The following is a 12,885-nucleotide window of genomic DNA, read 5'->3' on the forward strand; positions in this document are numbered from 1 at the left end:
CCTCACCCAACCCTCTCCAGGGTAGAGGGCTTTAGACACTCTTCTCGTCAGCAAACAGCTTCGGGCGAAAACGGGCAGAACTGTGGAGGGCATGAGCGCAAAGGCGGGCATAGCGAACTTGTTGCATGTGTGATGGAATAGCGCGTCGGGGCAAAAGTTCCAGCCCTAAGTTCTGCACGGTTTGCAGCGAAGGCCATGTGCGGCAATAAGCCTTTTGCTGGACAAGGGTTTTGTTACTTTTGCCCTCAAAAGTAATGGGGTACTGCGCCCAAGAGCAGACTGGTGTTAATTACAGTACAAGCACAACCTAAACGGATATTGTCTTTGGACTTGCAAAATGGCATTTGATTGTGCGCACAATCAAATGCCATTTTTATTTTATTTCACAACTCGCCAAGGCGTATTTGTTATTGCCAATCAATTAACAATACTAACACTTCTCCCCGCTCTTCCAGCAACATTAAACAAACACAACGTTATAGCGCCCTTTGCAGCTATCGGACCGCTGTAAATAGCGCTTTTTGAGGTCGGCACACTGCCATCGGTAGTATACCTGATAGTGAAGCCGGGGTATTTGCTGTTGGCCACCACTTTGCCATCAACAATAACGGCACCGGGTTGCGGTATGCGGTAGCCGAAGCCGCCTGCATAAGTATCTAAACGGGGCAGTTCGCGTTTGCCCAGCTGGTTAAGAAAGGTGTTGAACGCGGTGTTGTATAAGGCGGCGCTTCTGGCGCTATCCGCTTCAAGTGCCCATGCAGGGTCTTGTGCCCAGGCGCGTTCTGCCAGTCCCATCATTTTGGGCAGCAACAGGTATTCCATCATTTTGGGGCCTTTAATGGTTTCGGCCCATAAAGCGCCTTGTATCCCCACAATATTGGCTTTGCCTGCTTCGGTAGGTTTTTCTTTGGTGCGCATGGCCGCCTGGTTAACCGGTAAGCCAAGACGGTCGATGTACATGTTCTTCAGATAATCTAAGGGGATAAAGCTGTAAGGCTGATCAACATCGATATAGCCACCCCAGTAATAACCCGGCTCGTAAAAATCTTTATGGTAGGCCATATCAAAATACATATTGGTAACGCATGATAGTATCACTTTATAACCGCTGTTGGCCAGTTTATAAGCCAAATCCTCGGCACCCCAGCCGGTAACATTATTCCATACTTCAAGGTGAACATCTTTGTTCAGCATGGCATCGTTAAGGCCGCTTACCATGGCGCCATTTTGTAGTTTCTTTTGTGTGCCTACTTCTTCCCAGGCAGTTAAGTACAGGTTGCGCTGTTTTAAAATATCGTTCACTTTGGCGTAGTAATAAGTCCAAAGGGCATCAACGTTGGGCAACGACGGATCTTTTTTCAATAATGCCAATACCGAAGGTGATTTTTCCCATGCGCCCGCGGGCACTTCATCGCCACCCATGTGAATGGTTTTAAGCGGCGCGTTAGCTTCGCGGTACATGCTTACTATCTCATCGGTAACAGCACTAAGAAAAGTATAAGCCGATGGCATCGACGCGTCGATCACGTTATCGTTAAAGCCTTGCACAGAGTTATAGGTTGATTGATCGTTACGGTCGTGCAGTAAATACTTTTCGGCTTCGGCTTTTTGTCCGGCTTTCATCAACCTGTCGTACCTGAAGTCCATCGCCTTAACAGCGGCGCGCGCATGGCCGGGGCTTTCTATCTCGGTAATTACTTCGATATTTCTGTCGGCCGCATATTTCAATATGGTGATATATTCGGCACGGGTATAATAGCCGCTGCCCGAAGGGTTATTAACATCAGCGCCCGAACCATAAGCAGGCGGCAAAAACTGATCGGTAGTAGTAAAGCCACGGCGGGCACCATAAGTAGTAAGCTCCGGCAGGGCAGGTATTTCCAGTCGCCAGCCTTCATCATCGGTTACGTGCATGCGCAGCTTATTCATTTTATATAAAGCCATCAGGTCTATCAGCTTCAATACCTGCTGCTTGGTTTGAAAATTACGAGCCACATCAAGCATCACCGCGCGGTGTTCAAAACGGGGCTTATCTTTCACTTCCACACCTTGTATACTTATCGGGCTTATATTTTGCGCAGGCGGAGTTACCGGTAACAACATCTTAAACGATTGTAAGCCGTAAAAAATCCCCGCCTCGGTAGCTGCCGCTATAGTGATGTTGTGCGTATTAACGGTAAGTTCGTATTCTTCAGGAGCCAAACCTTCTTTTTTTACCAGGTTAATGTTGTTTTTAACAATAGAGATGGTTCTGCTCAGGTTTTGCTTCAGTACTTTGTTAAGCGTGAGCTTTAAAAATGTTGCCTGTTTGCTGAAAGCAGGGTCGGTATTTACAATAACATCTTTGTTGAGTTTGAACTGCTCGGCCGTGGTTTTGTAGCTATATGGGGTAGGGAATATTTTAACAAGGCTATCCGCAGGGATACTTTTGATAAACTGGTTCTGTTTATAAATATCCGCCGGTGTGGTAAAAGCCACCTTATCGGCAGAGGTGCGCATGTATTGCTGCGGCTGGGTAGATGCGATGGAGGTAATGCTGAACGGATAGGTTTGTTGCGGTGCATTATCCCAGGCCAAAAATAAGCCGCCCGGCGCGTCGGTAATATTTACCACCCAATCTAAAGTAATGATCTGTATCCTTAACGAATCGTTTTTAGCCACCCCTTTAAAACCGGGCTGCGGCTCAATGCTATAAAAATGTCCTTTTACAATTTTAATGGCCAATCCCGGTGTTATGGTACCGCTCATACGGCGCGACATGTTGAAATAAAGTTTCCAGCCTTTGGCGGGCAAGGCAAAATCAGGCCCTGTTTTTAGGGTTAGGTAAGAAATTGACTGCGACTTTTTTTCGTACAGGTTTTGACCAATTTGCCAGGTAAAATTCAGCGAATTGGCCGTTACACCGGCCGGAACGGTTTGGGCTGACAATGGATTTTGGAAAAGGAGCAAAACAATTATCGCTTTGCTAAAACATTTTAAAAACATTGTGGTGGCATTTTTCATAAGGGCATATATAATTTGGATAAATTAGTAATTATAAATGTATGCAATACTTCTTAAAAAAATTAAGAAAGTATTGGTTTTTTAATTTTTTATTGGTTAAGTTTGTTTTAACATGGGTACTAAGATAGCATGTAGATAAATTTATAACTACTTGAAAGTCTCGTTAAAAACCAACATTATCAAAAAGCTTTATTTCGATAAGGAGCAATCTTGTAACGAAATGAGCTTGTATTTTAAAAAAAGTGTTCCGGTTATTTCAAAGGCTGTAAATGAGTTAATAGCTGACGGTGTGGTGGTTGAGCAGGGACTTGCGCCATCGAGCGGTGGCCGCAGGCCGGTAATGTATAGCCTTAAGGCAAACGAAATGTACCTGCTTACCGTGGCTATGGATCAGCTCTCTACCCGTATTGGTATGGTTGATATGCAAAATAACCACGTGGCCGAAACCCGCATGGTTGAGCTTTACCTGCCCGATAACAGCGAAGCGCTGGATAAGCTGGTCGGCCTGATCAATGCTTATATTGCCGATAGCGGCATCCCCAAATCAAAAATATTAGCTGTAGGCATTGGTATGCCCGGCTTTATCAACGTTAACGAGGGTGTTAACTACTCCTACCTGCAAACCGAAGGTGAAAGCCTGGTGCAATACCTCGAAAGAGCCACCGAATTAACCGTACATCTTGATAACGATTCCAGTTTGGTTGCCTTGTCTGAACTACGCTTTGGCATTGCCAGATCAAAAAGAGATGCCATGGTGATTAACCTTGGCTGGGGAATTGGCCTGGGCATGATCATCGGCGGCGAGCTGTTTCGCGGCCATAACGGTTTCGCGGGCGAACTAAGCCATATCCCATTATCAGAAGATGGCGCCTTGTGCAGCTGCGGCAAGCAGGGCTGTTTAGAAGCCGAAGCCTCTATGCTGGTAGTAGCGCAAAAGGCGGTAGAGGGCATCCGTAACGGTCGGGTATCTATATTGCAGCAAACGCTGAACAGCAAAAATGAATCAAAACTGATAGGCGACGCGCTGATGGCAGCCGCCAACAAAGGCGACCAATATGCTATTGAGCTGCTTACCGAAGCAGGTTATAAAATTGGCAAGGCGTTGTCTATACTGATCCATATCATGAACCCCGAATGTATAATATTGAGCGGCAGGGGCGCCCTGGTTGGCAAAATTTTGCTGGCCCCTATACAGCAGGCATTGATAAAATATTGTATACCCCGCTTGGCCGCTAATACCGAGGTGCTTATATCAGATTTAGGCTTTGATGGCGAACTGATAGGTGCCGCGGTAGTGGCCATGGAAAATTTGAACGATGAATCGAAAATTATACAGGAGGCGGTAACGCATTGATGAAATACTGCTTTAAAATAATTGAAGCAGCGGTACTGAAAATAAAGAGCGGTTCGGCCGGGGTGGGTGGTTAAAGTGTTGATTGATAATGGTTGGGCTGTAGTATATAAGGAGTAAATAATTTGTTAACATTAAAAGATCCGCCTGTTTCGGGGATTTTTTATACCTATGTATATATCTGTCAATTAATTTAATAATTATGCCACGTTTAAATCTTTTGGAAGAAACCCGGTACGAAAAACTGCCGGTTACCGTTTATCCCGATCAGCAAATTGCCTCAGTTGAGGTTGCACGGCGCATAGCGACACTTATCAAAAGCAAACAGCAACAAAACGAGAACGCTGTTTTAGGCCTCGCCACCGGCGTTACGCCCATTAAAGTTTATGCCGAACTGGTGCGCCTGCACCGCGATGAAGGCCTTAGCTTTAAAAATGTGATCACCTTTAACCTGGATGAATACTATCCAATGAAGCCCGACGCGGTTCAAAGCTACGTTACCTTCATGAACGAAAATCTTTTTGACCATATCGATATTGATAAGGCCAATGTGCATATTCCGGATGGTACGCTTGATGTTGACGCGGTGGCCGCGTTTTGTTTGAATTATGAAAAGCAAATTGAAGAATTGGGCGGGCTCGACCTGCAAATTTTAGGGATAGGCCGTACCGGTCACATCGGTTTTAACGAGCCGGGTTCGGCGCCAAACTCGGGTACGCGTTTGGTTACCCTGGATGACCTTACACGCAGCGATGCTTCGCGCGATTTTGGTGGTAAAGAGAATGTGCCTACCAAAGCCATCACCATGGGTATAGGTACCATTTTCAAGGCCCGCGAAATTATATTGATGGCCTGGAACCAAAAAAAGGCTCCTATTATTAAAAAGGCTGTTGAGGGCGAAATATCAGGCGAGGTGCCTGCTACCTACCTGCAACTGTCTGACCATGTTGAGTTTATTTTAGATGAAGACGCGGCATCAGAACTTACCCGCTTTGATACCCCATGGCTGGTTAAAGATTGTGTGTGGGACAATCAGCTGAAAAAGAAAGCGGTTATATGGCTCGCTTTAGAGCTGGGAAAACCAATTTTAAAACTTACCGAAGAAGATTATAATACGCATGGTATGGCGCAGCTTGCTGTTGAGCAAGGCCCGGCGTACAATATCAACATTGATATTTTTAACCAGATACAGCATACCATCACCGGCTGGCCGGGTGGTAAGCCAAATGCCGATGATTCGCAGCGCCCCGAGCGTGCTAACCCGGCACGTAAACGCTCTATCGTGTTCTCTCCACATCCTGATGATGATGTGATCTCAATGGGCGGTACCTTTATACGCTTGGTTGACCAGGGGCATGATGTGCATGTGGCCTACCAAACATCGGGTAACACGGCGGTTTGGGACGATGATGTGCTGCGTTATGTTGAGTTCGCTATCGATTTCAACCACAGTATAGGTGAAGACACTGCCAAACTGCAAGGCTTGTACGAGGAGATGCGCAAGTTTATCGACAGTAAATTACCAAACCAGATAGATACCCAGGAGATTCGTAATGTAAAAGGCTTTATCCGCAAAACCGAAGCGATATCGGGCGCACGTTATGCCGGTTTGCAGGATGATCATATCCACTTTATGGCCTTGCCGTTCTACGAAACAGGTAAAACCAAAAAGAATACCGTAGGTGAGGCTGATATTCAGCTGACCATTGATTTGTTACAGAAGGTAAAACCGCAGCAAATATTTGCCGCCGGTGACTTTGCCGATCCGCATGGTACGCACATTGTTTGCTTTAACATTATTGTTGCCGCGCTAAACAGGCTTAAAGAAACCGAAGAATGGGTTAAAGATTGCTGGTTATGGATGTACCGCGGTGCATGGCACGAGTTTGCTACGCACGAAATTGAAATGGCCGTGCCGCTATCGCCGCAGGAGGTGATCCGCAAACGTAACGCCATATTTAAACACCAGTCGCAAAAAGACACGCCGGTGTTTCCGGGGGATGACGCACGTGAGTTTTGGGTACGTGCCGAAGACCGCAACCGGGATACAGCCCGCCTGTACGATCTGCTTGGCTTAGCCGAATACGAAGCGATGGAAGCATTTGTCCGATTTAAGTTTTAATTATATTGGAAAAGAGTTGATTTGATTACAAGAAAGCCCCGCGGTTATTAATCGCGGGGCTTCTTGTTTTATAAAGTCAGTTAGTTAAGTACTTATGGAGCTTGTTAAAAGCTGCTGTTTGGAGCAGGCCTGAAAAACTTGTCATTGCGAGGCACGAAGCAATCCCGTCGTAATCAGAGCCGCTCTGTATAGTTCGCGATTGCTTCGTGCCTCGCAATGACAAATAACTACAATTCTTCGTCGTGTTGTGAAATATCCAAACCAACCAGTTCCTCTTCCGGGGTAACACGCAGTTTGCTGATCATGTCGGTTACTTTCAGCAAGATGAAAGAACCAACGAAAGCGAATACCGATACGCCTGCCAAAGCAGCCAGGTGGATCAGGAACAGGTGCGTATCACCGTAGAACAAACCATTACCGGTAGTATTGGCGCCATTCACATTCTGATGAGCGAAAACACCGGTTAATAGCATACCTACCATACCGCCTACACCATGGCAAGGGAATACATCCAAAGTATCATCGATAGAAGTTTTGCTTCTCCAGATCACTACCAGGTTACTTACCACAGCGGCAACGATACCAATGATGAGTGAGTGAGGGATAGTAACAAAACCCGCAGCCGGGGTAATAGCCACTAAACCAACCACAGCACCTATGCAGGCACCAACCACTGACGGTTTTTTACCGCGCAGCATATCAAAGAAGATCCAGGCGATGGCAGCAGCGGCAGAAGCCGTAGTAGTAGTACCCAAGGCAGTAGCAGCAAGCGCGTTGGCACCCAAAGCAGACCCCGCGTTGAAACCAAACCAGCCGAACCATAGTAAGCCTGTACCTAACAGTACATAGCTGATACGTGCAGGTGAATGCGCTTTATCAGTACGTTGTTTCAAATAAATAGCAGAAGCCAAAGCAGCCCAGCCTGCAGACATGTGTACCACGGTCCCACCTGCAAAGTCAAGCACGCCTAATTTAAAGAAGAAACCATCCGGGTGCCAGGTAGCGTGAGCCAAAGGCGCGTAGATGAATATCATGAATAAGCAAAGGAAGATCACATAAGAGTTAAAGCGGATACGCTCGGCAAATGCACCGGTGATCAAAGCCGGGGTAATTACCGCGAACTTTAACTGGAACATAGCGAACAATACCAATGGAATAGTAGGGGCTAAAGACCAGGTAGCATTACCCAGCATGCCTTTCATCATGAAGAAGGTGCCCGGGTTACCGATAAAGCCGCCACCGATATCATCACCGAAGGCAAGGCTGAAACCGAAGATCACCCACAGGATGGTGATCACACCCATACATACAAAGCTTTGCATCATGGTAGAGAGTACGTTTTTTTTGCTCACCATACCACCGTAGAAGAAGGCCAGGCCCGGTGTCATGATGAGTACAAGAGCGGTACTTACCAGCAGCCATGCGGTGTCGCCGCTGTCGATCTGGCTGTCTTTTACAGTAGTTACATCTACCGATGGGTAAACCAGCGCCAGGATCACTACTACGACAAGTAATAAGAAGGGTAGGATTTTTTTCATTGTTTATAGTTTTTAGTTAGGGTTAATTGCGTTATTTAATATTGATTGATCGGTTTAATACATTAAAATTTAAAGAACATAACAATTTAGTGCGGTTTTTTACAACAATAGCCTTATGCTATTGCCAAAAGCCGGCAAATTTTACAATAAATGTTATGAGGTTTTATTTTCGTCGCTAAAAAGATGTTTTTGCAATTATTTAGCGGTTATTTTTAACTAATTTCAAAATTAAATTTTAATAATTCAAGCTTTTTGTAAAATAAATTATAAAAAATCCATTTTTAGCTTAAAAAATTTGAATAATTTATATTATTAGTGATATAAATTAATTATTTGAACAAGCTAAAGCCACTTGTTTATTAAAAATAAGAAGTTTGATGGTAGGATGAGGCTCGTGTTTTTGGCAGATATGAAAGTGTGATGAAAATATCGGTGGATAATCATTTATATTTTTCCACAATTGCAAATTGATGCGTTTAAAAAAGTAGATTTGATCTGTTTGAAAGAATAAATATTGTGATTTTTATAACATAAAAAGGGCGGAACGAAAGTTCTGCCCTTTTTTTATGCTTTTTGGTGAAATAAATGCTGATTTACATCACCGGCAACATGAAATAAAAGCGACTTCCTTCGCCAATAGCGCTTTCCACACCAATATTTCCGCTTTGCGCTTCTATAAAATCTTTAGAAATAGCTAAACCCAGGCCTGAGCCCGATTTGTTCTTGCCATCAGTCGGTACACGGAAGTAGCGATCGAACAGTTTTAATTTGTATTGCTCATCTATCCCCTTACCAAAATCTTTTACCGAAAACTCGATACTGCCATTGCTTTGTACAGCCTGTATCACTATCCTCGTTTTCTCCGGACTGTAACGTAACGCGTTCGACAGGAAGTTGATCAATACCCAGGCCGTTTTTTCAATATCGGCATTTACTTTGGGCAGCGAGTTGCCGCTGATCACATCCAGCTGGATCTCTTTTTGTTCGGCCTGAAACTTTACCGCGTTAACGGCATAGTTAATAATGTCGTTCGGGTCGGCGGGTACAAAGTTGAGCTGTATATTGCCTGTTTCAACCTGCGACAGGTCGAGCAGTTCGCCGGTGATCTTCAACAGGCGGCCGCTGTCATCGCTGATGTGCTGTATTAACCCTTTTTGTTCGGAATTTAAAGCGCCCACGCGTTCATCGGCCAAAAGCTTCAAACTCATTTTTATGGATGAAATCGGTGTTTTCAGTTCATGCGATACGGTGGCTATGAAGTTGGTTTTGGCCTCGTCCAGCTCCTTAAACTGGGTAATATTTTTAAGTATATACACCATACCTGCCGATTTGCCGGTAGTAAGGATAGCCTCTTCCTTTTGCTGATCGTAATTAGGCGTGATGATCTCCCTTTTCTCTAACTGAAAGTATGATTCCTTGCCGTTTGCATAGATTTTCAGGGTTTTCTCTTTCGCTTCGTTCTTCAGGATGTGTTTAAAGAGGTCGTTCTTGCCAATCAGTTCACCGGCGTTTTTGCCCGTTACCTGGTCCGATCTTACATTGAGGATGTTTTCGGCCACCTCGTTAATAAACAGGATCTCTTCCTTCTCGTTCACCCCTATGATTGCATCCTGCATTTGGGCTATGATGGTTTCAATTCGCAACTTTTCCGACATTACATTGGCCAGGTTGCTGTTCTCCCAATCGTTAAGGCGCGATGCCATTTGGTTAAAAGCACGGGCAAGTTCGGCAAACTCGTCGTTGGTTTTAAACTCCAGTCGCTGTTTGTAATTGCGTTTACCAATCTCGCGGATGCCATCCAGCACTTGCCGTAACGGATTAGCCACAAAGCCCGGAAAGTTAATAATGAACGAAAACAGGATGAGAAAAGTAATAGAGCCTACCAACCCCAGCAGCATGATCGCGTTTTTAACCGATGCCTGCGCGTTGTTATGCTTGCGCACGATGGCCTGCATGTTGATATCCTCAATTTTACGGAGGTGCTGGCGGATGGTACGTTCGTATAAGGCTGCATTGGCAGTTGTTTGTCCGCTTTGTATCAGTTGGTTATAGGCCTGTACAAGGTAATCAACCTCTTCTTTTTCGCCGCGTTCCGTAATATTGCGCTGCTCTTTTTTAAGGTCGGCATCAAAGCGTTTTATGGCGGTTGCGGGCAGGGGCAAGGTATTTTCATCAAGCACCTCGCGCATATCGCGGGCATAGCGTAACGATTCATAATTATCTTTCAATATTACTTTGGCGCTTTTGGAGATCTCGTTGATATAAAAAAGCGACAAGCCCCCAAAAAAGAGTACCACCACGAACAGGAATCCGAAGCCGAGGCGTATTTTGGTTTTTATCTTCATGATAGTATTACTAAATCAGTTTCTGTTTCGGCTATTTTACGTAATAGCTGGTTAAATATAGCGGTCCGCAAAATAACCTGGAACAGGCTTAAATGCGGTTTGCCAATGCAAATTGTGGTTATCTCGCGTTCTTCGGCTACCTGCATAATGGCCTGGGTTATACGGTCGCTTTTTATTTTTACTACCTCGCCGCCCAGCTCGGTAGCCAGTTTAAAGTTATTGATGAGGTGACGTTGTTTGTCCAGCTTTATCCTGTCTAAACTTTCGCTGCTGCTTTGCACATACAAAACTATCCACTGCGACCGGTAGTACGATGCCAGCCGGGCAGTTTTGCGTATCACCACTTTGGCAGTATCGGCATTAGATGATATGCAGGCCAAAAACCGCTCGGGCCGCAGCTTGATCTGCTTGGGTATCTCAATATCTATCTTCCGTTCCACATGGTGGGCCACCTCCTTCAAAGCCAGTTCGCGAAGCTGCAAAATTTTATCGGACTGGAAGAAGTTTTGCAACGCCCGCTGGATCTTGCTGCTGTCGTAAATTTTGCCTTCCTGCAAACGGGTGATGAGCTCATCGGCAGTAAGGTCGATGTTCACAATTTCATCGGCAATATCCAGTATTTTATCCGGAATACGTTCGGTAATAGGGATGCCGGTTATTTGTTCAATTTCGCTGTTAAGGCTTTCGAGGTGCTGTATGTTTACGGCAGATATTACACTGATACCGGCCTCTAATATATCCATTACATCCTGCCAGCGTTTGCTGTTTTGGCTACCCTCCACATTGGTGTGTGCCAGTTCATCCACAATAACTACTTCGGGGTGCCGGTTGATGACGGATTGTACATCCATTTCTTCCAGCTCTTTGCCTTTATAAAAGATCTTTCGGCGCGGTATCACCGGCAGCCCGGCAAGCAGGGCATGGGTTTCGGCGCGAAAATGGGTTTCGATGTAGCCTATCTGTATATCGATGCCGTTACGCAAAAGGGCATGGGCCTCCTGCAGCATCCGGTAAGTTTTACCCACCCCGGCACTCATCCCAATGTACACCTTAAACTTTCCCCGCCTTGATTTCTTAACCAGATCGAGGAACATCTTTACCGAATTTTCCTTATTTTCTTCCATTGTTCATTCCTGGCATAAACTACTTCTGTCATTGCGAGGTACGAAGCAATCTCGTCGTATGCATCTCTGCTCTGTATTCTACGTGATTGCTTCGTCGTACCTCCTCGCAATGACAGAAGGATTAAAACGACACCGCCATACTTGCCGTTATAGCCGCGTTATAATTAACCATGCCGGTGTTTCTTGTAAATACTTTATCCTTGCTGTCATATAATTTACCTTCAAGGCGTATCACCGCGTTGCTTACCGGTGAGTAATCGATATTGAGGGAATAACCCTTGGTATCAAACCCTGCCGGGGTGCCTGTGGCTATAAATACGCCGTTGTTATCACGATAGTATTCAAATCTACCCGCTACCGCCCATTTATCGGCAAACTTGTATTGCGCTATGGCTACCGGCGATATCACCTTGTTATAACTGTCACTGCCTTTTTCTTTTTGTTGGATTCCATAGTCAAAACCAAGGGTTAAACCCAGCTTTTTTGTTAATTGAAATATACCATAAAAATTGTTGTAAAAACGGCGGGCGCGTACGCTGTCGGCACCCTCGGTACCTAAGTAATTGCTGTAGTTAAGGGTGATCTTATCCGTTGGTTTTAAGGTGAGCTGCAAGCCGCCTGCCGGTGTGCTGTTGCCGTCCTGCCGGTTAATGCGCTGCCAGCCGTTGAGGTATAAACCCGTAATAGTAAACTTGCCATCGGTGGTAACGTAGGTTAGCTTAGCGCCCGATTCGTAGTAAGGCGTATTTTCCGACGAGATATTGCGGGTAAGCACCCAGCAATCTTTAGATATGGCGCTCTCAAAACCAATGTGCGACGAAAAAATTCCCGCATCTAACCATAAATTAGCGGTTTTAGAGAGCTTGATACCCGCGTTGGCTTCAAAAATATTCTTTAATACGCCCGGCTCGGCGGTATAGTTGGCATTGGCATAAGTACCCGCCATTACGGCGATGTTGGCCCTTACGCTGCCATTATCATAATTGGCCTTGATAAAGCCTAAATTGAGGTTAAACTCGTTATGCCTGTTGTGCGAGTAAATGAACCCCGGACGTGTATTATTGGCCGGTTTGTTAAAATCGTAACTGTAGTAAGTTTCCAGGTAACCCGATACGTTAATAGCAGGTTTATCCTGGGCGGTAGCAAATAAGGTTGCCAATGTACCGGCAACAAGTAGTACTGTTTTTTTCATGTTAGTTATATGGAAGTAGAGCAGATTATTGTCATTGCCGTAAGTATTTGTCATTGCGAGGTACGAAGCAATCTCGTCGTGTACAGAGCGGATCTGCATAACACTGTCATGGGTCATCCTGAGCTTGTCGAAGGATCGTGCGCAGAGGCCTTCACCCACGCACCCTTCGACAAGCCATACTAAGCATCATTTCACGTTAAATTTCGCCGA

7 protein-coding genes are annotated in these 12,885 nt (G+C 45.3%); 2 read left to right on the forward strand and 5 right to left on the reverse strand.

Translation table 11 applies throughout. The features are described 5' to 3' along the window. Positions 1-417: 417 nt before the first annotated feature. Positions 418-2,928 carry a family 20 glycosylhydrolase gene (locus ABD894_RS13330; protein WP_345211540.1) on the reverse strand — a complete coding sequence of 837 codons (2,511 nt, stop codon included), beginning with the start codon at positions 2,926-2,928 and terminating at the stop codon, positions 418-420. A gap of 226 nt (positions 2,929-3,154) precedes the next feature. Here ABD894_RS13330 and ABD894_RS13335 point away from each other — a divergent pair, with 226 nt between their 5' ends. After that, positions 3,155-4,357 (forward strand): ROK family protein, encoded by a 1,203-nt coding sequence (locus ABD894_RS13335; protein WP_345211541.1) that lies wholly within the window; start codon positions 3,155-3,157, stop codon positions 4,355-4,357. 199 nt (positions 4,358-4,556) lie between these two features. Next, positions 4,557-6,476: a glucosamine-6-phosphate deaminase gene (gene nagB / locus ABD894_RS13340; protein ID WP_345211542.1), complete on the forward strand. Its 1,920-nt coding sequence runs from the start codon at positions 4,557-4,559 to the stop codon at positions 6,474-6,476. A gap of 227 nt (positions 6,477-6,703) precedes the next feature. Here the strand turns inward: nagB and ABD894_RS13345 are convergent, their stop codons facing one another. The 4 genes from ABD894_RS13345 to ABD894_RS13360 form a co-directional block, all read right to left on the reverse strand. After that, positions 6,704-8,014: an ammonium transporter gene (locus ABD894_RS13345; RefSeq protein ID WP_345211543.1), complete on the reverse strand. Its 1,311-nt coding sequence runs from the start codon at positions 8,012-8,014 to the stop codon at positions 6,704-6,706. A gap of 593 nt (positions 8,015-8,607) precedes the next feature. Then, complete coding sequence (locus ABD894_RS13350) at positions 8,608-10,359, reverse strand: ATP-binding protein (protein ID WP_345211544.1); 1,752 nt, start codon at positions 10,357-10,359, stop codon at positions 8,608-8,610. Further along, a complete protein-coding gene (locus ABD894_RS13355; protein WP_345211545.1) occupies positions 10,356-11,483 on the reverse strand; it encodes a sensor protein KdpD in 1,128 nt (375 codons plus the stop codon). Before ABD894_RS13355 ends, ABD894_RS13350 begins: the two co-directional genes overlap by 4 nt. A gap of 121 nt (positions 11,484-11,604) precedes the next feature. Further along, complete coding sequence (locus ABD894_RS13360; protein ID WP_345211546.1) at positions 11,605-12,675, reverse strand: porin; 1,071 nt, start codon at positions 12,673-12,675, stop codon at positions 11,605-11,607. Positions 12,676-12,885 lie beyond the last annotated feature (210 nt).

It is taken from the genome of Mucilaginibacter gynuensis (assembly GCF_039541195.1).
Classification (GTDB): domain Bacteria; phylum Bacteroidota; class Bacteroidia; order Sphingobacteriales; family Sphingobacteriaceae; genus Mucilaginibacter; species Mucilaginibacter gynuensis.

Excerpts from the sequence above, each read along its gene's own strand:
- ABD894_RS13360 (WP_345211546.1), bottom strand. The coding sequence starts at position 12,675 with ATGAAAAAAACAGTACTACTTGTTGCCGGTACATTGGCAACCTTATTT.
- nagB (WP_345211542.1), top strand. The coding sequence starts at position 4,557 with ATGCCACGTTTAAATCTTTTGGAAGAAACCCGGTACGAAAAACTGCCG.
- ABD894_RS13350 (WP_345211544.1), bottom strand. The coding sequence starts at position 10,359 with ATGAAGATAAAAACCAAAATACGCCTCGGCTTCGGATTCCTGTTCGTG.
- ABD894_RS13355 (WP_345211545.1), bottom strand. The coding sequence starts at position 11,483 with ATGGAAGAAAATAAGGAAAATTCGGTAAAGATGTTCCTCGATCTGGTT.
- ABD894_RS13345 (WP_345211543.1), bottom strand. The coding sequence starts at position 8,014 with ATGAAAAAAATCCTACCCTTCTTATTACTTGTCGTAGTAGTGATCCTG.